The 22350-nt window shown below is 44.8% G+C and carries 17 protein-coding genes; 5 read left to right on the top strand and 12 right to left on the bottom strand.

Annotated features, from left to right (window positions below; genetic code table 11):
* Positions 1-91: 91 nt before the first annotated feature.
* From BUB55_RS14205 to BUB55_RS07635, 4 genes are all read right to left on the bottom strand, one after another.
* Complete coding sequence (locus tag BUB55_RS14205) at positions 92-232, bottom strand: hypothetical protein (protein ID WP_159431943.1); 141 nt, start codon at positions 230-232, stop codon at positions 92-94.
* A complete protein-coding gene (locus BUB55_RS07645) occupies positions 229-1110 on the bottom strand; it encodes a hypothetical protein (protein ID WP_073189645.1) in 882 nt (293 codons plus the stop codon). Before BUB55_RS07645 ends, BUB55_RS14205 begins: the two co-directional genes overlap by 4 nt.
* 742 nt (positions 1111-1852) lie before the next feature.
* On the bottom strand, positions 1853-2335 hold the full coding sequence (locus tag BUB55_RS07640) for a cyclophilin-like fold protein (protein ID WP_234971851.1): 483 nt from the start codon (positions 2333-2335) through the stop codon (positions 1853-1855).
* A gap of 39 nt (positions 2336-2374) precedes the next feature.
* Positions 2375-3565, bottom strand: a complete 1191-nt coding sequence (locus BUB55_RS07635; RefSeq protein ID WP_159431942.1) for a Bcr/CflA family efflux MFS transporter — start codon at positions 3563-3565, stop codon at positions 2375-2377.
* A 176-nt stretch (positions 3566-3741) separates the two neighbouring features.
* Here BUB55_RS07635 and BUB55_RS07630 point away from each other — a divergent pair, with 176 nt between their 5' ends.
* Positions 3742-4407, top strand: coding sequence for an MmcQ/YjbR family DNA-binding protein (locus BUB55_RS07630; protein WP_159431941.1), 666 nt, complete (start codon positions 3742-3744; stop codon positions 4405-4407).
* Between the two features lie 48 nt (positions 4408-4455).
* Here BUB55_RS07630 and BUB55_RS07625 read toward each other — a convergent pair whose 3' ends face one another.
* The 6 genes from BUB55_RS07625 to BUB55_RS07600 all read right to left on the bottom strand — a co-directional run bounded on the left by BUB55_RS07625 (position 4456) and on the right by BUB55_RS07600 (position 12659).
* On the bottom strand, positions 4456-5616 hold the full coding sequence (locus BUB55_RS07625) for an alpha/beta hydrolase (protein ID WP_073189667.1): 1161 nt from the start codon (positions 5614-5616) through the stop codon (positions 4456-4458).
* Positions 5617-5687: 71 nt separating this feature from the next.
* Positions 5688-6227 carry a flavodoxin family protein gene (locus tag BUB55_RS07620; protein ID WP_072977139.1) on the bottom strand — a complete coding sequence of 180 codons (540 nt, stop codon included), beginning with the start codon at positions 6225-6227 and terminating at the stop codon, positions 5688-5690.
* Between the two features lie 139 nt (positions 6228-6366).
* Positions 6367-7371, bottom strand: a complete 1005-nt coding sequence (locus BUB55_RS07615) for a PDDEXK nuclease domain-containing protein (RefSeq protein WP_073189641.1) — start codon at positions 7369-7371, stop codon at positions 6367-6369.
* 185 nt (positions 7372-7556) lie between these two features.
* Positions 7557-10418 (bottom strand): DEAD/DEAH box helicase family protein, encoded by a 2862-nt coding sequence (locus BUB55_RS07610; RefSeq protein ID WP_073189639.1) that lies wholly within the window; start codon positions 10416-10418, stop codon positions 7557-7559.
* Positions 10418-11995 carry an Eco57I restriction-modification methylase domain-containing protein gene (locus BUB55_RS07605; protein ID WP_073189637.1) on the bottom strand — a complete coding sequence of 526 codons (1578 nt, stop codon included), beginning with the start codon at positions 11993-11995 and terminating at the stop codon, positions 10418-10420. The genes BUB55_RS07610 and BUB55_RS07605 overlap by 1 nt, the downstream gene beginning before the upstream one ends.
* Entirely contained in the window at positions 11979-12659 is a 681-nt protein-coding gene (locus BUB55_RS07600; protein ID WP_073189635.1) for a DNA methyltransferase, read from the bottom strand. Before BUB55_RS07600 ends, BUB55_RS07605 begins: the two co-directional genes overlap by 17 nt.
* Before the next feature lie 714 nt (positions 12660-13373).
* Between BUB55_RS07600 and BUB55_RS07595 the strand changes: the two genes are divergently transcribed.
* A complete protein-coding gene (locus BUB55_RS07595; RefSeq protein WP_073189633.1) occupies positions 13374-14255 on the top strand; it encodes a LysR family transcriptional regulator in 882 nt (293 codons plus the stop codon).
* 153 nt (positions 14256-14408) lie between these two features.
* Positions 14409-15458 carry a sulfate ABC transporter substrate-binding protein gene (locus tag BUB55_RS07590; protein WP_073189632.1) on the top strand — a complete coding sequence of 350 codons (1050 nt, stop codon included), beginning with the start codon at positions 14409-14411 and terminating at the stop codon, positions 15456-15458.
* Positions 15459-15572: 114 nt separating this feature from the next.
* On the opposite strand, the gene BUB55_RS07585 is transcribed toward BUB55_RS07590, so the two are convergent.
* On the bottom strand, positions 15573-16013 hold the full coding sequence (locus tag BUB55_RS07585; protein WP_073189630.1) for a mobile mystery protein A: 441 nt from the start codon (positions 16011-16013) through the stop codon (positions 15573-15575).
* Between the two features lie 155 nt (positions 16014-16168).
* Here BUB55_RS07585 and BUB55_RS07580 point away from each other — a divergent pair, with 155 nt between their 5' ends.
* Positions 16169-19648 carry a hypothetical protein gene (locus tag BUB55_RS07580; RefSeq protein ID WP_073189628.1) on the top strand — a complete coding sequence of 1160 codons (3480 nt, stop codon included), beginning with the start codon at positions 16169-16171 and terminating at the stop codon, positions 19646-19648.
* Positions 19629-21446, top strand: coding sequence for a hypothetical protein (locus tag BUB55_RS07575; RefSeq protein ID WP_073189626.1), 1818 nt, complete (start codon positions 19629-19631; stop codon positions 21444-21446). The genes BUB55_RS07580 and BUB55_RS07575 overlap by 20 nt, the downstream gene beginning before the upstream one ends.
* Before the next feature lie 260 nt (positions 21447-21706).
* Here BUB55_RS07575 and BUB55_RS07570 read toward each other — a convergent pair whose 3' ends face one another.
* Positions 21707-22279 carry an HD domain-containing protein gene (locus BUB55_RS07570; RefSeq protein WP_073115758.1) on the bottom strand — a complete coding sequence of 191 codons (573 nt, stop codon included), beginning with the start codon at positions 22277-22279 and terminating at the stop codon, positions 21707-21709.
* Between the last annotated feature and the right edge of the window lie 71 nt (positions 22280-22350).

Genomic DNA, 22350 nt, shown 5'->3' with positions numbered 1-22350 from the left:
ATACCCGACTAGGGCTGGTCATACAGAAAAAAACTCCTGTCTGATATCCAATCAGGCAGGAGATTCGTTGTTCATGTCTTGTATTTGATTGTTATGCGGCATTTTCCTCGTCCTTCGTTTCGGTGGGGATTTCGATTGCCGCCGTTTCGGGTGTTTCCGGAGTCACGGTAATCTTGCCCCTTCCCTTGCGAAGTTTCAGGTGGGCCTTCTTATGGTCGATGTGGCTGTTCACGGCCTTATTTTCAATTCAGAATTGTCACTACTTGCCACCTGATTTTTCGCCGGCCAAAAATCAACATTCATTTTAGAATCTGATGAAATATCCTCAACAATCGCGCTAAATCTAGTTCCAAGCAAAACTTCCTTATCTTTGGAACAAGCTGTAAAGATGCCAACAAGAAAGCCTCTTTCATTATATATCGGAGAGCCACTCATCGCATGAATATCAGGAAAGACATTTTTTCGCTTTGGATTTGACAAATCATAAAAACCATATCCCCTATTGAATGGTATGGCTATATGGAGTTTGGGATCTAATCCATATTTTTTATAAGTTGCTAGATCCGCTTCCGGCGATGAATATGAATACGATCTACTCTTGATATACGCTTTTCCCTTATATCGAACAGCCTTGCATCGGGACGAGGGAAAACCAACAACTGTATAGATTTTTGCAGTAGGCAGAGCGTTATAATTGGAGAGTCTAAGACCTATATTCTGAAAGCCTATGATAATTTCATCTGCAGCAGGAATTAAGGCCCAATCTTTGTCATCCTTATTTCTTATAATAGATGGAGCAATAGATAAAAGCCTAGTCCCTTCTAAAGACATATAAATTGGTTGCACTATTTTTGTAGAACCAGGGCAAGGTACCGCCAAATTCATTTCATCGGCAACATGAGCTGCAGTCAGCAAGAATATCCGACCACCAAGCGGAATTATCGAGGCCGTTCCGCACGAAATAGGCCGATTATGGTTATGGCCTGTAGCATTGATATTGGCGAATAGTTGAACAACATATTGTTCTAGGTACATTCTTTCTATAGGCATCCGCTGTAATGCCGGGTCAGCAATTCCATAAACTCTAGTTGTTTGTTTACCAATTTTCATACAAAAATCCTTTTGTAATTCCTAGCACATAAATTATATCATTTTAGAAAAAAAGACAACGAACCAATAAATGGTCTTAAAATTCTTTTTCAATCAAGCCCGGGCGTTGCGGGCTGGCGTCTGAAGCCCGCAGTGGGGGTGCGCGGAAGACCCAAAGGGGCTGAAGCCAGGGGGATTCCTCCCCCTCCATATACAAAAAGGGCCGCATCGCTGCGGTCCTTTTTAATGCTTTGAGATCCTATCAGGGCTATGCCTGGATTCTATCGCTTCGCTCCAGAATGACAGCCTCCGCTCAGGACAAGAATGTATGGCGGCTCGCTCACCCTGAATATATACTTTGTAAATGCTGCTCCAGCAAATGCCCCAGCACCATCACCTAAACGGTGAAGGTGCTCGGCCAAATGTTCAGGCATCCTGTTCAACTTGTAAAAGACACTCCGGCAAAAGACAGGGCCGTTTTGCACAAGTGACAAAACCGCCAGGACATTTGCCCCCGCTGCTTTACACAAGTGACATTGTAACAAAAGCAAAAGTTCAAGCAACACCCCCACAATGTAAAAGCCGGGTAACGTATATTTTCTTTCGCAAATTCCTCTAAGGGGGTAAAAAAAATAGGATGTTCCAATTTTTAGATTTGAAATAACCACAAATCAATGTTGTAATGTCAATAGAACAACTAAAAATTTCGTGTAAAAAAAATTGATTACACAAAAATCGGGGGTTATTTAGAGTTTTCGGACGTTTATTCCACCGAGAATGTCGCCTTCACGTTCCCCTTGCCGAGGATTTCCTTAAGGCGTTTCTTGTTCACGTTGTCGATACGGGCGAGGCGCGTGAAGTTCCAGGAATTCTTGTCGTAGTAGATGGTGATGGAGTTGCCCTGGTAAAGGATGATGTCGCCTGCGTCGGTGTCGATTTGCTTGTCGTTACGCGGAAAACTGCGCGGCAGGTCGGCCACCTTCTCGAAACTGCCGTAGTCGTGCATGTTGAGCGTGAGGTCGCCCTGCGCAAGGAATTCGGCGAAGGCCTCGGCCGAGGAATTTTCTTCGAACGTTGCCGTGAAGGCGGTATCGTTCACATGGATTTTGAGTTTCACGGGTGCCTCCCCCACTTTAGATGTTGAACCGGCCGATTTCGACGTTTGGGTTTCAGGTTGCGTCGAATGGCTCGCCGCATCGCTGCAGGCGACCAGAAAGAACAACGCTATAAGGACAATGTTTCGCATATACACAATATAAATAATTGCGCAAGCAATTCAAAATACTTATTTGCTATGACTCACTATGCCTTTTGCGCATAGTGAACCGCCAGCGAGAACCGAAACAAGCGTCAAAACGGCACCCACAACTAGGACGATCGAAACACTTGTGGCGATGTCCCCCATGCCGACCAGCGGAGAAACGATTCCGCCCATCAAGAAGCCCGATGCCCCGATGGCCGCTGCAGCGGTACCTGCATTTGCGCGTTCGGCGTTCAAAGCCAAGGCCGTTGCCGGAGGCTGGCTCATGCCGAACATGAACGTAAGCCCCATGAAGGCGACTTGCAGAAGCGGGAGTAAAGCGTGCGTCATGAGGGCGGCAGCAACTGCAATCGCGAAAACGAGCATCCCCGCGCCCGCGATTTTCAGGGCCTTGAATTCGCTGCCGACTTTACCCGACAAGGCGCAGCCAAACGCCGTAAACAACGCATTCAACGCAAAGCACAGACTAAAGCCGACAGGCGAAAGGCCGTAGATTTTTTGGTAGATAAAGGGCGAAGACGCGATATACCCGAACAAGATAATCATTGGGAAGGTGCATACCAAGAAATATGAAACGTAGGTGCAGTTCTTGAATACCTTTGCATACAAGCTAAAGCTCGCAAAGACAGATTTTTTGCTGCGGCGTTTTACCGGGAGCGATTCCTGGAATTTCCCTGACATAAAGAGCAGCAATGCGCCGTACAGAAGCAACACAGCAAAAGTTCCCTTCCAGCTCATGAAATTCAGCAAGAATCCGCCTAGCACCGGGGCTATAATCGGGGCGACTCCGTTCACAGCGCTCACCATCGCAAGGAACTTGGTGAGGACGGGACCACGGTAGGAATCCGCTGAAATGGAACGTGCTATCACGATTCCGCCGGATGCCGCCATGCCCTGCAACAAACGAAACACATTGAAGGTTACGATATTCGGCGCGACAATGCAGGCGAGAGTCCCGCAAACAAAAAGCAACAGACAAACTAGCAACAACTTTTTGCGGCCGTACTTGTCGCTCAGCGGGCCTACAAAGAGCTGCCCCACCGAAAGTCCGAGCATGCTCATGGTGAGGCTAAGCTGTGCCATCGAGGGGCTTGCCGCAAAGTAATCGGCAAGGCTCGGGAGGGCCGGCAAGTAAAGGTCCGTCACGAAGGGGCCAAATGCCGAAAGCAGCCCAAGCAACAGCATAAGGAAAGTGAATTTCTGTTTTCCGCTCATAAATTCCTCTTGACGAAACCGCATGGAATCGCCATAAAAAAAGCCCGCAAAGCCTTACAACTGGACTTATGCGGGACCGCTACACGTTGATTTCGCAAGCGAATTTAGGAAAAAATTTTTCCGTTGGCAAGTTCTTGACAAAGGCAAAAAAAATAATTTTATCTATCTTTTCGATTGTGACAGGCATCGAAGAACAATTCAACGGCAAGAAACTTCTTGTCAAGAAACTCGTTCCTTTCGGGTTCACGAAGGAAGGGTCTAACTATGCGCTCGTCCGCGAAATACTTGGCGGGCAATTCCGTCTGGAAATCAGAGTGGGACGGGGCAAGAAAGTTTCTGTCAAGGTATTCGACAACGATTTCGGTGAAGAATACCTACTGTTTTCGGTGCTGTCAGTGCAGGGGGCCCTCGTGGGCCGCATCCGCAAAGAAGTTTCCACTATTACGTATAAATTCATCAGCGAATGTTTCGAGACGCAGATTTTTAAAAGGAAATCAGCAAACGACCTGATTGGCTACGCGGAGCAAAAATACGGAGACAAGCCCGAATATCTGTGGGCACGGTTTCCGCAATTTGCCGCCATCCGCAAGCACGAAAACAAGAAATGGTATTGCCTGTTGGGGACTGTCGAAAAATCAAAAGTTGGCCTCAAAGGCGACGAAATTATCGAAGTGGCAAACTTCAAAATAGTCCCGAAGGAATTGCCGGAACTCCTGAAAAAGCCCGGCTACCTCCCCGCATACCACATGAACAAGAAAAGCTGGGTAACGGTCATTCTTGATGGGACCGTGCCGCTAACCGAAATCAAGAAATTGCTGGATAAAAGCTACACGCTGGCGTGAAAAAGCGGCCCGCAATTCGCAGGCCGCTTTTTGTTTAAGCGATCACTTTTACTTCAAGTTTGTCTTGAAGAATTCGTTCAGCTTTTCGAAGGGGATTTTTTCCAGGTTGTCGTAGAGGTCCACGTGGGAGGCTCCGGGGATGACGAGGAGTTCCTTGTTGCCGACGGTCTTGCTCCAGTTCTTGGTGGCGTCGAGTTTTGCGGGGACGTTTGCCTTCTTGCCGGTCATTTTTTCGAATGCGCCTTCGCCGAAGTAGCGGCTGTGGGCCTTTTCGCCATGGATGATGAGCACCGGGTTACGGATTTCGTCGGCGTATGCGAGGAGCTTTGTGTTCATGAGCGAGGTGCCTGCGGAAGCGGCCCAGCCCTTGTTGCTGTTGAGGGAGCGCTTGTGGTAGCCGCGCGGGGTCTTGTAGTAGGCGAAATAATCCTTGACAAAGTAAGGAGCGTCGTCCGGGAGCGGGTCAATGACACCGCCGGCCAGGTCGTACGTACCGTTCTTGAAGTCCTTGGTGCGCTGGGCCATCAGTGCCTTGCGCGCTTCGTTACGGGCGTCGGCGTTGTTTGCGGAATCGAAGTAGCCGTTTGCAGTCACGCGACTCATGTCGTACATGGTGGATGCAACGGTCGCTTTGACGCGGGTATCGATGCCGGCAGCGTTAATCGCCATGCCGCCCCAGCCGCAAATGCCGATGATGCCGATGCGTTCCGGGTCAACATTGTCGCGGGTCGAGAGGAAATCTACAGACGCCATGAAGTCTTCGGTGTTGATGTCCGGGCTGTTCATGTAGCGCGGCTCGCCGCCCGATTCGCCGGTGAAACTCGGGTCGAACGCAATGGTCAGGAATCCGCGTTCCGCCATCTGCTGGGCGTAAAGGCCGCTGGACTGTTCCTTGACGGCGCCGAACGGGCCCGAGACTGCGATTGCCGGGAACTTGCCGTTCACCTTGAGGCTCGTGTCCTTGGGCACGAACATGTCGGCGGCGAGTTCAATGCCAAAGTGGTTCTTGAAAGTGACCTTGGAATGTTCGACCTTGTCGCTCTTGGGAAAAACCTTATCCCATTCGGCGGTGAGCGTAAGCTTGTTCATATTTTCTTCCTTTGTCTGTTGTGCTGCTTCTGTTGCGGACTTTGTTGTCGACAAGGTCCCTGATAAGGTTGGTGAGCCTGTTGAACCAGTCGAAGGGGCTTTTTCGGGGGAGCATGCCATCAGGGTGCATGCGGAAGCCACGGCAAGCGCCGCTTTTAAGAATTTGGATTTCATGATTTATCTCCTTGCTGTTAAACTTTCTTTCCCATGGCGAACGCCTTTTTCAGGAGCGCGGAATTCTTCTTGACATCGCCTGCGCTTTCGGCACCCGTGGCGCAGAGGGCGCCCTTAAGTTTCACGCCATCGAAACAAGCGATCCACCCGCCAATGCCGCGCTTCGCGATGTTCATGGCCTTCGCGTCGGTGTCGGCAGCAGACGTGAGCAAGTAAATCTCGCGGAACTTGTAATCGCTAGAGTACAGGGAATTCGCGCGGTCGAGCATCGTCTTGAGCTGGCCGCTCATCTCGTAATAGTAAATCGGCGTCGCGAACACGATGACATCAGCCGATTCCATCTTCTTGGTGATGGCGGGAGCGTCGTCCTTGATGACGCACTTGCCCTTCTTCTGGCAAGCGAGGCAGCCCATGCAAAAACCGATCTTCTTGCCGCGTAGCGACTCGAATTCTACCTTGTTGCCCGCCTCGGCGGCACCCTTCGCGAACTCCTGCGCCAAGGTTTCGGAGTTGCTCCCCTTGCGCAAGCTGCTGGACAAGACCAATACTTTTTTCATAGGTTCCTCTCGGTTGAAGTCTTTACATGTTCAAATATACCTTCATTTTTTAGATATTGCAAATACTTTGTTTTCATAACTAGATATGCTTGTAAGGCATAGATTTAAATAGCATAAAAAGGCGAGGCTTTTTTTTCATCTACTTATCTTCGATCAATTCTATCAATTGTTCCTTGTTGGGTAACACAGTTTGATACTTGCTGGCAAAAATCTGCGAATTTCCTTCAGGCAAAGTAATTTCTACAAGGGAGTCCGACTTTTTCTTGCAAAGAACGATGCCGATAGTGTTATTTTCGTGCGGAAGCTTTACAAAGCGGTCATAGTAGTGCACATACATCTGCATTTGGCCCAAATCCTGATGCGTGAGTTCGCCAATCTTCAGATCCACCAACACAAAGCACTGCAGCAGCCTGTTATAAAGAACCAGGTCCACAAAAAAATGCTTTTCGTCCAGCGTAATCCGCGACTGCCGTCCCACGAAAGTATACCCCTTACCCAGTTCAAGCAAAAAAGACTCCAACTTGTCGATGAGCTTGCTTTCCAGTTCGGTTTCCGAATATTCGGACTGTTCCGGCAGTCCCAAGAATTCCAAAATGTAGGGATCCTTGACAATGTCCGCCGGGGACTCCACGATACACCCTTTTTTAGACAGTTCCCTCACCGATTCCTTATCCTTGCTTACGGCGAGCCGCTCATAAAGCGCGGAATCGAACTGCCTTTTGAGTTCCCGCAAGCTCCAATTCGAGTTTTTCGCCTCAATTTCGTAGAATTTCCGTTCGTCGGGATTATCAATACGCATCAGAAACAAGTAATGGGACCAGCTCAAGACGAATTGGTCAGACACTGTCTGACCAATTTGATAAGTCAGATAGAAATCCCGCATCTGCTTCAAATTCGTCGTAGAAAATCCCTTGCCATAATTTGCAGTAAGTCTGGCAGAAAGATTTTTGAGGACTTCCTTTCCATATTCTGCGCGGATGTTACCCTTTTGCTCGTTTTCAACAATCGAACGGCCAATTTCGTAATACGTGCGCACCATCGCCGTATTAACGGCAACAGCAACAGACTTACGGTTCTGTTCGAGAATCGACGCAATTTGAGAATAAAGAGCGTCTTCCCTATGATTAGCCAAATTTTTAGCCATATAGCCTCCATTTAGCCGCAAAAAAAACGGCTTGTTAACGTTTGAGGCGTTCTTGCAAAACCGACAAGCCGATTTAACGCAAAAACGCACCTCGCCTTAAAACAGCGAGATGCGTTCAGCGGTAATGTATCAAAATCCGCCAAAGTTGGCAAGGGGTGTAACGAAATTTTACATAACGAAACGGGTTATTCGTTCTTAACGCATTTGTACTTTAAAAACCCCTTTTTGAATGCCGCATAAAATACGAAAGTTTTTTCCAATTTTCCAAATGCAATCGTAATATATTTTCGGTCCTTGGAAATTTTCGTAACACGGCCCGCCCCATGCATTTTATGAGTTATCTCATCGTTCACCTTAATTTGTTTCAAACGTTCAAGAAGGGGGTCTTTCCTTTGACGGTTTCCTTCATCAGCAACCATTGGATAATCAGATATATCATTATCACCTACTATATAATCAATGTCCTCACTACTTTCCGCAATTTTCATAGAATCTTGCTGTCCATAAAACAGCTGCTCATATTCCTTGCGACGAAGTACCGTATCAAAACCGCCGACATCGTCTCCAGCGTGGAGGTCAAGGCCGGTATAGCTCAGGCTAGAATCTTCGTAACGCTTGAAGCTGAAGATTGCTTCATTCATCAAGCTGGCGTTGAATACATTGAGCGAACACAGCAATTCAAAATCCTTGACTTCAAGGCCCGTGACCTTCTTGAAAAGTCCCGGTTCTAGCTGAGTAATCACATCTTTTAGGCATCGTTCGCGATAGTCCGTCAGATACATGAACACGGGAACACGCGTCGCAAACTTGATAAGTTTTTCTTGAATTTGTTTGCGCTTCGCCTTGAATTCTTTTTCTTCTTCGGTAAGTTCCCGTTTCTGTTTTGGCGTCAACGGACCATCTTTAGTTTTTGCTTTCTTGACTTTCTCCGATTTATTGATAATCGTTTCGATATCCGAATTAAGACTACGGAATCCTTCAATACGCATCAAGGCTTCCATCGCATCAGGATTGTCCATCAATCGCTTAAGAGTGTCGTTATCAACATTTACGAGCAACGCGGATTCCCAACGGCGAGCCAAAAGTGTTGCAGAAGTTCCCGACATGGCAATATCAAGAATCGCCTCTGCATTCAGTTGCATCATGGCGGAACCGTCATAAGCAAGCACCGGCAGGAACTTAGTGAATTCAGCAACACGCTTTTCCGGGTCCGATTCGTTTATATCAAGCCTTGAGCTATAACTTGAAATTTGTTTCAGCGCACGATCTAGTGCAAAGTCAAACACATAGCAGTTTTCCTTGATAATCTGCGGATTACCCTTATCGTCCTTGATTTCCCAAGGAGATTGCACGCGGAATGCCGCTTGGAAATACGTTTCAGGGCTTTTCAGATTACGGAGCATGAATATGCCCGTCCAGGGGCGAACCGTCACACCTGTCGTGAGCTTACCGCATGAAAGCGTAATAGTCTTCGAATTGAGAGGATTCGCCATTGCAGCTTGCACTGGTTTGAGAGCCTCCAGGCCAATGCCCGCCTTTGTCCCTGCACACACGATAACTTTATAATCGTGATAGAAAGTATTTTGCCTTTGATCTATCAGATTCTTCATTGCATCGCATGCGGCAACATCGGGCAAGAACCACAAAGTGTGCGTCAAAATATTCAGCAAGCGCGTATCGGAATACGGCATGGGCGGTCGCTTGTCTTGTCCGAGTTTCAAGTCATCAACACTGGATGGCAAATAAGAACCACGAATCAAATCGAGCCATTTCTGCACTTCATTTTCGTGCTTAAATTTGGCATCTTCGCCTTTACCTTCCGCCTTGAAGAACTCGTTCAAATCGAATTCGTCAAATTCACCCTGACTTGCAACCTCACGAATACTTTCAGGAATCTTGTAAGTCATCAGCACCATACGCGGGAGAGCCTTGTATGGATTATATTTCCCTACCCAGGTTTCCTTGGCACGCTGTTCATCGGAATATGTCCAGTTAAATATCTGTTCTTCGATGAATTCACCGGAATTGAGTGCACGGAACGGCGTTCCCGAAAGATAGAGATAATACTTTGTCGTTATAGGCAAGAAAGTTTCATCCATCGCATTCGCGGCTTCCTTGCGCTGGAATTCTTCTTGGTCAAAATTAACCTCCGCTTCTTCGTCTTGTTTTTCGAAGAGATTCTTCGCATTTTCTCGCCATGCGCCAAAATGGTATTCGTCAAAAATAACTAAATCCCATTTTTCAGAGTGGATAAATTCATTTTTCGCCTTGATACCACCAGCATCATTACGCCCTAGCAGGTCTTGAAACGAACCGAATACTACAATCGGCTTATTCTTGTCCGCTTCTTCAAATTCTTCGTCTATAGAAAAATTGATATCCCTAGCGTCTTTATTCGAGATGAATTGCCATCCCTTAAAATCTACATGATGATACAGGTCATCAGCCCAGGCACTTTCCACCGCAGGCTTGAAAGTCAGAACCAAGATTCGCTTCAACTTCATTGACTGTGCCAGCTTATAGGCGGCAAAAGTCTTGCCAAAACGCATCTTTGCATTCCAAAGGAATTTTGGCGAACTCTCGGGCTTTTCCTTCAAAGTCGCCTTAAAGTAGGCGCTCGTTATTTCAACGGCACGTTCCTGCTCCGGGCGCATTTCAAATGTTTCGTTGCGATCTTCATCAATACGCTTGCCTGTACGGAGCTCCTTGATGGCGGCAAGAACATCTTCTTCTTTACAGAAAAACCATTCGTTTCGGTCTTTGCCTTGGTTCAGTCGAGTAAAACCTTTGCGTTCAAGAATCTTGTGAACTTGTTTATCAGTAAAGCATGAACCATCGGCGCACATTGCCGATTCCTTGAAGAGGATTTTTCCTTCAAGGCCTGCCGTGTGCAGTTGCTCCTTGATTCGGGCTTCGACATTGCGGTCTGTAAAGCCGACCTTGATGTAGCCACTAAGTTTCTCAACATCGGGGATTGTATAGGCATAGATGGTCGGGTTGACTTCAGGACGCTCCCTGAGAAATTCGTCTAACTGAACGGAAGGCATTATTGTTCACCTCCAATTTCTCCTATTCGAGAAGCTATATATTCCCACTCCTTATCATTAATATTCCATCGCTCTCGCAAAATATCATCTGTATAAGTTTGGTCATACGTACCCAAATCAGGAACAAAACAGAAATTCTTTTTTGTAACATCTTGAGATACGACTGTTTGTAGCAGAAGAAACCGTACAATTTTCGTGAAAATGTAAGACTTGTAATTTAACGTTTCTGCCTTTGTATCAAAAGCCCCCGCAACCAGCCAAGATTCAGTACAGCATTCTCCTGGCTTCGCAATTCTAGTATTGCCATCGTAATAAAAACCTACAGGTTTGGAAAAATCAGTCTGACCAGCGATGGGTGATTTTGGAATCAAAAATTTCCATTTATTGAGATAATGTAGGGAATCGTCGACATCCTTTGGTGAAGCGTAACGCAAGCCGATCTTTTGGATAAAATGACAAGGTATTCCTTTTGATACGGGTTCATAATTTGTAGGCAAATCAAATGGTTTTCTTGAAGAAATTCTCTCATTCAAGAAATCTTCATTCTGTTCAACAACTTTTTTCACAATACGAACAGCTTTATTCTGTCTTACAAATGTTTCATACTCATCCAAATATCTAGATGCCGATTCACTTATTTCCTTCGTTTGATTAACTACTTCGCAACGACCTTTATTATCTCTATCCCATAAGAAATAACAGGCTCCTCCAGCCAAATCTACTCCAGGAAAGACATCCTTAAAATTTTCAAAATCTACAAGTTTCCTTACACTTCGATCATGAAGCATTTCTGCACGAAATTCATCAAGTCCTTTTCCTCCAGTAAACCAACGAGAAGGAATTATCATCGTCAAAAAGCGTGGTTTCATCTTCTTCGCTTGAAAAACAAATCGCTGATAAATAGGTTTGGCACTCTTTCCATTTCCACCATCGCTCAATTGGTACGGTGGGTTGCTGATAATCACGTCAAACTTCATGTTGAAAATTCCTTCGGGGTTTTCAGTGTGAATCCATTCATAAGCATGCGTTTCAAGAGTATCTCCACGGCTATACTGTTCTTCACTTGCTCCGCAATACTTGCACTTGCCATTTACCCAAGTGTGGTTTATCCGTTTGAACCGGATATTTCCTTCGGGATTATCGAACTTTGATACAGAGTATTCGCCATTAGGCCACTTGGAACAATAGACGCTTCGGCGAGACACCAGACTCGTCATTTCGGTAATGGCGATTCCGAACAGTTGGTTGTGGAATATATGGTCTATGGAATTTTGCAACTGATTCATAAACCATTTTTCATCAGGCGAAAGTTTTTGACCATTCGCTTTTTTAGCATTTATCTCTTCTACGGCTTGCTCGTATCCCGGCATTTGATTCGCCAACAAACGCTTTGCAATTTCTCGCAAAAATACACCCGTTTTGCAACAGGGGTCAAGGAACGTTGTCTCGGTACTTTCAAACAGTTCCTGCGGGAGCATATCGAGCATGCGATTCACCACTTCGGGCGGCGTAAACACTTCGTCGTTGCTCAAGTTTGCAAGGCAACTCAAGACATCGGGATTATGCTTGTTTATCATCTTGCCATAGTCTCCTGTAATCAGAGGTGTATTGCGTCAAAAAATTTCCTTCGTCACTTGGCATTGCAAGTTCAGAGCCTTCACCAATGCGCATCAAATCCGCAAAGGTGTAGTCTTTGCGTTGCATAGTGTTGCCCCGCACAAAAGCCCATTCCGAAAACACAATCGGACAATCCGTATCGTTTCCGTTTTCATCGACTTTCATCAAAGACAGAGCATTTCCGCAAACGATATTACGCTCCAAAATGAACTGTGCCGACTTTTGCGTATCTTCGTTCAGGTCGCTTTTACAAACAGACTTGTAAGCCTTGTTCCAAATTTTGAAGAGACGGTTGCGACAGGTTTCCGCATTGTCTGCGAGAATATCAACACCATAGATGCTGGATAGAGCCAGCACGGAATTTCGCTCGAAGTCCAACGGGCTACGGCGGTACTTTTTCTTGACCACGTCAAGTTTGCGTTCTAGAATTTTTACGAGAAAGTTGCCCGTTCCACAGGCGGGTTCCAAAAATCGAGAATCAATGCGCTCGGTTTCCTGCTTTACCAGGTCGAGCATTGCGTTCACTTCGCGCTCGGCAGTAAATACCTCGCCATGGGCGGCGACGCGTTCCTTGGACTTAATCTGCGCCGAATTCTTTTCCGGCTTTGTCTTTTGAACCTTCACAGGACCTCGGGGTTGCTTGCCCCGATTCCCGTACATTCAATCCACAAAAAGGCGTAAGGCGAGAGTCGCGACCGTGCTTGCACGGGGATGACCGAGCCGAAGTCCTTTTCTACAAAAAAGGCGTGGTGTCGAATGCACTCACCGCCTTGAGGTAACGACCAAGAAACCTATCCAACGTAAGCACAAACGACCCACGCACAGGGTGCGTGAGTGTCTGCCCATTCTCGTTGGATTTGAAAATTTTGGTCGTTTTTCAAGGCGAGAATAAGAGCAATAACTCAAATTTCTATGCGCCCCAGACCGTGAGGAATGGGGCTATGTCAGTGGGAAATATATATAAATATGCGAGAGATGGATTGCCATGGGTTCTACGAACCCTCGCAATGACGTGTATCAAGCCCGGAATGACGTGCGAGGCAAGAGCAGCAGAACCGCCTGCGAGTTCTACTGCCGAGCCGAAGCGGTCATGCGCTTGCGCAATGACGAAAAAAAACGGTGACCCCGGCACAGTGGCCGGGGTGACAAATGGAGTGGGAATGACAAAAGCCCGGGGGTTTTAGGGGGCGGAGCCCCTTAGGCGAGGGGGTGGAGAGCAACGAAGTGCGAACCAGGGGGACACATCCCCCTCCCCCGTCAAATCATTCAGTTATTCCTTCCGAGCATTATTTTTGCAAATTCATACCTGCGGGGCTTGAATTTTATTAGTTTTCAGGTATGGAACTTCGAGTTTTGCGGTATTTTCTGGAGGCGGCGCGGTTGGGGAATGTCTCGCGCGCGGCGGATAATCTTTGCGTGACGCAGCCGACGGTGAGTCGCCAGCTCAAGGAGTTGGAGGAGGAACTGGGCGAAAAGCTTTTCGAGCGCACGAATTACGCGATTCGGCTGACGCCTGCGGGGGAACTCTTGCGGGAGCGTGCGGAGGACATCCTTTCGATGGCGGACAGGACGGTGCAGGATTTCAAGTCGCTGAAGGAAGACGAGGTGGTGGGTGAAATCGCCATTGCCTGTGCGGAATCGCGGAACGTGAATTTTCTTTCGAAGTGCATCGGGATTCTCCGGGACGACTATCCGAAGATTAAGTACAACTTATATTCTGGCGACAGCGAGCGCGCTCTGGAAAAGCTGGACAAGGGCATTTTTGATTTCGCGGTGGTTGTAGATAACGTTGATTTGGAAAAGTACAACTGTCTTGCGGTGCGTTCGGTGGACCGTTGGGGCGTGGTGATGCGTCGCGACGACCCTTTGGCCAAGCGGGATTTCATCGAGCCGAAGGACTTGCTCGACAAGCCGCTGATGGCGTCGCGCCAGGCGATGGTGGCGGATTTGCCGAAATGGTTCGGCGACGATATTTCGAGGCTGAACGTGATTGTGGGGCTGGATCTTTCGTACAACGGTTCGGTGCTTGCCAAAGAGGGCACGGGCTACCTGCTCACTTTCGACGGACTGGTGGATACGAGCCGCAGTTCGCGCCTGTGTTTCAGGCCGCTCATGCCCGAGCTCACCACCAACATGTACATCATTTGGCGGCGGGGCCAGCAGTTCACGCGTGCGGGCGAACTTTTCCTCGATACGCTCCGGCACGTGCTGGGGGAATAGAGAGAATTTATAATCAAAACCTTGAAAATAGATGCTTGGCAAGAGAAAAAAACTATAACTTAACATAAAATTATTGTATTGGACATTGGGCGAAATGGTGCCTATATTTGTGCGCAAATTAAACATCAACCCAAAACAAAGAGAGGTACAATAATGAATCAGAATTTTGTCAAGTCCGCCATTGCGGCAAGTCTCCTGATTGTGGGAACTATCGGTTTTAGCGCATGTTCTTCTTCTGACGAGCAGAAGAGCGAATCTTCCGCCAAGAAGGTTGAAAAGCAGACGCTCACCAACGTGTCTTACGACCCGACCCGCGAACTCTATGCCAACTACAACGAAGTATTCAAGAAGCACTGGAAAGAAAAGACCGGCGGCGAAGTGGAAATCACGCAGTCTCATGGCGGTTCCGGCAAGCAGGCCCTGGAAGTGGCCAACGGTCTTGAAGCCGACGTGGTGACGCTCGCCCTTGAATTTGACGTGAACGCCGTGCGCGACGCGGGCCTCATCGAAGATGGCTGGGTCAAGGAATTCCCGCTGAACAGTTCCCCGTACACATCCACCATCGTGTTCTTGGTCCGCAAGGGCAACCCGAAGAACCTGAAGGACTGGGGAGACCTCGTGAAGCCGGGCATCGGCATCATCACGCCGAACCCGAAAACTTCCGGTGGCGCGCGCTGGAATTACCTTGCCGCTTGGGCTTGGGCCGAAAAGCAGTACAACAACGACGAGGCCAAGGTTAAGGATTTCATCAAGAAACTCTTCCAGAACGTGCTCGTGCTCGCTTCCGGTGCACGCGGCTCTACCACGACCTTTATCGAAAACGGCCAGGGCGATGTGCTTCTCGCATGGGAAAACGAAGCCTTCCTCGCTCTCAAGGACTACCCGAACGACTACGAAATCGTAATCCCGAGCATCAGCATTCTGGCTGAACCTTCCGTTGCCATCGTGGACAAGGTGGTCGACAAGCGCGGCACCCGCGAACTCGCTACCGAATACCTGAACTACCTCTACAGCGACGAGGGCCAGCACATTGCAGCGAAGAACCATTACCGCCCCTCCAACAAGGCCATTCTCGACCAGTACAAGGAATTCGACCAGAACGTGAACTTGATTTCTATCGAGCACTTTGGCGGTTGGGACAAGGCGCAGGGAACGCACTTCTCCAACGGTGGCGTCTTCGACCAGATCTACGAAAAGAAGTAAGCCAGGTTGTCATTCTGGAGCCTCGAAGAGGCGATAGAATCTAGGGCCAAATTGTCATAGCAAAAATCCCTGCTCTTCGGAGCGGGGATTTTTTGATGTTATCTCATCACAAACCTAATCCCAAATGCGCCTGATGTTCTTGGCAATCAGCTCGTCGGCCATGTCCGTCAGAATATGCGGATCGTCGGCAAGTTGGTCTTCCAGTGCCATGTTCGTATTGACATTCGACAGGATTGCCTCAACCTTTTTGCGAGCCTGTCGGTTAATCGTCTCTTGCAAGCTGTTCTTGGGAACAAAACCGTAAACGAAATCGCAGTCAAGACCCGCCGCAATTTTTTTCATGGTCGAAATCTTGAGGTTGTTTTCATTAAGCTCCATCTTGGCGATGCGCGGCTGAGAAAGTCCTACGCGTTCCGCAAGCTGCTTGGCGGTCATTCCAAGGGCTTGACGCACGGCGGCAATCCACCCCTGCTTGGGCGGCTGGGTATCTCGAAGTCGGGCAAGATTTCCCATCTTGCGAGTGAGCGTTCTGAGCAAAATCAGCCTTTTGTTCATAAAACAACCTATTTGTTATAATTTTCTTAATAAATATAATAAATAAGTTGTAAAAATGCCCCAAAAGGCTCTTAAAAGTGTGAATATTCATACGCCACGTATTTTTTACAAAAGGATTGAATATATATTCACAAGAAAGAGAGCGTAGTTTCATTATGTATAATGTTATTAAAGATTATTGCGAAAATGAAAAGACAAATGGTCTGTTCTTGATGGATTTGCCGACGGGTTTTGGCAAAACTCATAATGTCATTCAATATATATTTGATGCGGTTTGTGATGAAAAGAATAAGGATAAAAAATTCTTTTTCATCACCAATCTTAAGAAGAATCTTCCCGAAAAGCAGCTTCGTAAGTTGTTTGAAAAAAAAGGAAGAAAAAAGGAGTTTGATCAAAAATTTCTCTATTTAAATTCTAATGCAGAATTAGCCATTGATGGCTATTCAAAGAATGCGGGTATAAAGGGTAAGGTTCCGCCAGATATTTGGCAATGGGATGAAACAAAATTCTTTTTTCAAGATCTAGATACTATTATAAAATTTCGAAATAAGAAAAAGACAGAGTTTTATGAAAGCGCGTCTAGCATTGAAAATACCTTTGCAACAAAAATAGAACCAGACTTTCGCCATAAAGTTGAACGATTGTTCAAAGACGAAATCAAAAATGTCGAAGGACGGCGTAAGGCCGTTGAATCGGACCCTCGTTGGATGTGGCTGGGTGATCTGTATGAGTCTACTAAGACGTATTCTAAGCAGATTATAATTCTTAGTGCGAAAAAATTCGTTACAAAAAATTCAACAATAGTTGACTCTTCATATCTTTTCTATACAAATGATATAATGAATAACGCTATTGTTTTTATTGATGAATTTGACGCTGCAAAGAAAGATTTTTTGGATAATATTATTGAAGATGGTATTAGAGAACAAGTAGATTTTATTGATTTGTTTCTTGATATCCATACAATTCTTCAAACAAAAAAATTCCAAAAAGTAATTAGTCGAAAATCGGATTGGTATTCTAAAAGAAAATATGGAGACAAGCCTGTTGAAACAATTATTCAGGGCTTTAAAGACAATGCGGATGAAATCTTTGAGGCTTATAATTTAGCTTTCGATATTAGAACTAATCGTGATGAAGATTTGTCAAAACAATTTTTGTTCCAGGATTGCCAATATCACACAATAACGAAAGAGAATAAACTCATATCAATATCATATGATGATAAAGAAGATTTGAATGTAATACATTTGTCGGATGAAAAGAAGAATGAGTCATTCGCTAATGTTCAAATGATGCTTTCTAAAATTCGCGGTTTTATTAACTTTTTTCAAATAGGCGTGAAAAGGCTTGCAAGTAATTTATTTCACAACCGTAAAGGAGATGGGGATTTTACGCTTGATGCGGCTGTTAGTACAATTTTAAAGCAATTTCGCCTTAAGGATAAACATATTGTTTTTCTGAAGAACCAAATTCTGCAAGATGCTCGAAAAAAAGGGGATGTTGGTTTTACAAAAGATTTTGATTTGAGCTTTTTTGTCAGAGGGCTTCGATATTATGCGTTCACGAATGATATTATGGACGATTTGGAATCCGTAATATCCATGTTTGCGTTTAATAATACTCCTGAAAAGATTTTATTAAACACCTGCGAACGAGCAAAGGTCATTGGAATTTCTGCCACAGCGACGATACCGACATCTATTGGAAATTTTAATTTGGCGTATTTGAAGGAGCAATTAGGACAGAATTTTCAAGAAATGTCGGAAGAAGATAGGTCGCGATTAAAAAAGCAGTTTTATGAAGAACAGAAAGGGTACGATAAGGTCGAAATAGTTGCAGAATTGCTTGGGAAAAATGTTCGAGGGCGCTGTGATGAGCAGTCGTGGGAAAAACTTTATGGAAATTCTGAATTGGCTAATGAAGCCTTTAAAAAAGTGTGCGATGCTGTTCCGGTGGACGATAATGGTTTCCATAAAGAACGTTATTATCGTATAGTTGAAGCGTATAAAAAATTCTTTGATAATAGCGAGATACATTCTTTTTTGTGTATTCTAACAACATATCCTCGTGAAGACAAGGGAACCTTGAGAAAGAATACGCTAATAGAATTATTCTCTCTTATGGATGAGGATGCCGAAGATAAGGTTCAATGGCTTACTACGGAGGATTTTGATAAAAAGAAGCAGGAAATTTCGGAAAGGCTAAAAAATGGAGATAAATGTTTTGTAATTTCTGCATATGCAGCGATTGGTGCTGGACAAAATTTACAGTATACCATCCCATCAAAAATCGAATTACGGAAGTCGATAGTTACTGTGAACAATATTCGAGAAAAGAATGACGAAAAAGATTATGATGCAATTTATCTTGATAATCCAACATATCTTTTGATTAATACCAATAAAGACAAATTGTCGCAAAAGGAGTTTGTAACATTTTTATTTCAGATAGAATATTTGCTGGCGTCCGGAGAGATTCCGTCAGATTTGGCTATGCAGCATATTCGCAAAGGATTTGATTCTTATGCGACACAACATCAATCCTATAAAAGCATAAAAAGCGATATTAATGTTTATGACTGTGAAAGTGTAAAGCTTTTGGCTACTAGAAATATAATCCAAGCTGTTGGACGTATGTGTCGAACAAATCATAAATCTCCCAGAATTTTTGTTTTTGCAGATTCGACTATCGCAGAAAATTTAGATTGCAGAGTTACAGATACCCTTATTCTAAATCATGAATTTAAAAAGTTGCTAGAACTTGTAGATAAAAAAACCAATCGGAAGGTTGTCAAAAGCTCTAAAGAGCTGATAGCAGCGAATAAGTCGGTTGCTGTAAATAGCTACATAATGGCAATTCTAAAAGAAAAGTGGACAGATATTAATGTTGAACGTTGGAAAACGTTGCGTGATTTTGCTCTTCGATATCCTACTGCAACGAAAGAAATTGTTGCAGAGAATAAAATGGCGTCGTTCTATGCGGAATTTGAACGGAAGGCGAATGTTCTGTTTTTTGGGCAAAAATATGACTATAAGAATGTATTTGTTTCGTATACAAACGGTGATCCTGATTGCCCTATGATTGAATCAGAGTCGGCGTGCAAACTGGATCGATTTATGCGTCGCCCTGGTATTAGAAAATTTTTTGAGGACAATGGTTACGCAACATCTTTCTGTCCTAATGATTACATTATGGTGCCAACAATGTATAACAACATATATAAGGGCGCTCTTGGCGAAGTCATAGGACGTTATATTTTTTCATCAGATTTGCTCAATATTGAATTAGAAGATATAGAAAACCTTGATGCGTTTGAATTATTTGATTATAAGGTCCCAGGAAAGCCTGTTTATGTTGATTTTAAGCATTGGAGCTTGAGAACAGATTTTGATAGAGATGCTGTGATAGATAAAATTTGTGAAAAAGCACATAAGTGTGGGTGTAAAAAAGCTTTAGTTGTAAATATTCTTTCCGAGAGAGAGCTGCCTTGTCATAATTATGAAAAGAATGGTGTTGAAATTCTTGCGATTCCTTCTTTACTTATTGATGATGAAAAAATGCGTAAAAATGAAACCGCTGTTAATGAAATCCGTAGATTTGTAGGAGCTTGTAATGACGCCGTTCAAAACTAATGAATTGAAATATGAATTGAATCGAAATACTATTGCAGAAAAATACGATATTTTTCTAGTAAAAAAGGATGCAAAAAGATTTAATCGTGGTTCGATGTGCCTTGACGTTCCTTTGATGGAAAAACGAGTCTGCGCCGTTCGCTTTGATTGCGAAAATACATTTTATGTTTTAATGGATAAAGGCGAAAATAATAGAGCGTTACTTTTGAATGCCCTGAATCAGACCGATGAAATTGACAAAATCTGTATTCCTCCTATCAGAATGCGAGATGTGGACGACAGGACGCTGCTTCAACTTTTGCTTAATACATTGGGGACATCTAGTAATGAAAGGCTCCGCATAAACAATCTTACAGGACATCTCTATTGTTATAATTCAGCTTGGCTCAAAAAGGATAAAGACAATAATATTGAGCAGGTGTCTTGTTTAGAGAACCTTGTTACAAAAGATTTGCGTTTAGATATTTCCGTTCGCACGTTTACATCTGGAAAATGCAGGGATCAAATTATCTTCACGCCTAAGCATCCGTATGAGTCCTATCCTAAGTATATTTTCTCTAGGTTTCAAACTATGGCAAGGAAACCGAAGGATAGCAAAGAAGAGGAATTTATCCAGAGACAAAAATTTCACAAAAAATACAATATCCCGTTTCTGAATATTGGCAAACAACGAGAATCTTTTGATAATTCTAAAATGGGAGTGGTTGCAGAAATAACACAGCGTTTTAATGATAAATTTAAAGGGTTGGCACATATTGATTTTGACGAAATTCCTGAATATAAATCAATAGAAAGAACACGTAGTTGCATTAATGAAGACAAAGCAACGAAGGCGAAAGCCCTAGAAAACAAGAAAATCCGCATAATTGATTTAGTTAAAGAAGCGTCAGAAGATTTCTGCGCAAAAACACAAGAAGTAGTTGAAGATCTTTGTGGGATAAAAGCCGCCATAGGGACTAATAAATCAAAAGAAGGGTTGAATATTTGCGTTGTTCTTGATCCGGAAAAATATAAAGATGTAGAAGATCCTTATAGCAAAAACTATGATGCCACAGTTCAGCATATAACTATGGGTGGCGATTTCAAGAATAAATCGGCCCAACTAAAATCTGTATTAAACGAACTTGTGATAAAATATGATATTCGAAATAAAAAACTTTCCTTGTTTGATTGGTCAAAAACGGGCTTTTTAGAAGATGTTTCTTTTGGAATGAAATTTAATCTTGATGACGAAAATGAAAAGCAGATATATTGTTTTCTGAAAATAAGACCTGATGGCTCTATGGAATTTGCAAAGAAAGATGCCTCAGATTTATTTGACAATGATGTGTACACGAAATGTTTGGAAATTTTTACTGGAATGGATGACGTTTGTGGTATTGTGATGAATGATAAGGGTGAAATCAATGTCATTCAGAATACGGGATGGTTTACTATTCCGGAAATATTCAAGATTCGAGATGAGTATGAAAAGGATCAGATTCATGAATTTCGTAGCAAAGCCGGTCGTGAAATGTATTTGCCGGGAATCACGGATATAAAAATGTTTGAAAAAGATGGCGATGTGTATTATTTCGTTGGAACTGTCGGCTTGGGAATGCAAACGGCAGTTGCGAATGCTGCAAATATTCGTCGTATTAAGTCGTATGATGATGCGCCAATATTTTTCGAACAACTACTTCCTTTGATGAATGTTGATTTCGTTCATAATGAAAGATTGACGGTAAGACCTTTTCCGTTTAAGTACCTTGCAGAGTGGGTTCGAATGAATTTTGATGTTTTGAAGGATGCAGAATAGAATTTTTGCGTTAGGGATAGTGACCCGTAAGGGCGGAGACTTGCGCTATTTGGTTCTAGATGGCGGATCGAGTCCGCCATGACGCAAAGCAAGGCTCCGGGAGCGAAGCGAGTATAGCCCGACCCGGCGAGGGTAAACGAGCCGGGGAACGCCCATTTTTTGTCGTTTTTTACCCCGACATTTACACCGACAAATACCCCGACAAATGTGTTTTTCATTCCGACATTAATCCGACATCTTTTCCGACATTTAAACCGACATTATGCCCCGGCGTTCCCCGCCAGGCCGATTTCGGCGGCGTGTTCACGCATGCCCTCGATGCAGATGGCGGCGACGTCTTTCACGTCCATGCCGAGCAGGGCACAGCCTTTCAGGATGTAGTCGCGGTTGCACTTGGCGGCAAATTTCTTGTCCTTGAACTTCTTCACGAAACTTTTCACTTCCAGATCCAGGATGCCGTTGGGGCGCATTCTCGCGCAGGCCTGGATGATTCCGGTGAGTTCGTCGACGGTGAACAGGCTCTTTTCCATGTTGGTCTTGGGTTCCACCTGGTTTACGATTTCAAAGCCGTGTGCCAAAATGGCGCGCACGTCTTCTTCGGAAACGCCCTGCGCGAGCAGTTCCTTTTCGGTGTGCTGCAGGTGTTCTTCGGGGAATTCCTGGTAGTCGTAATCGTGCAGGTAGCCCACGGCCTGCCAGTGTTCAACGTCTTCGCCGAAGTGTTTGGCCATCGCGCCCATGGCATAGCATACGTTGAGGGAATGGATGACCAGCGATTCTTCGGTCACGTGGCCCTTGTTGATTTCTTTTGCGCGTTCAAGTGTCAAGCTCATCTAATGCCTCCAAATTTTCAGTGGTAATATAAATATTTCAAATTTCAATTGCATCCCTGTTTGTTATAGAA

Source organism: Fibrobacter sp. UWP2 (genome assembly GCF_900141705.1).
Classification (GTDB): domain Bacteria; phylum Fibrobacterota; class Fibrobacteria; order Fibrobacterales; family Fibrobacteraceae; genus Fibrobacter.
Note: the sequence above shows the minus strand (reverse complement) of the source record. Positions and strands in the feature narration are given on the sequence as shown.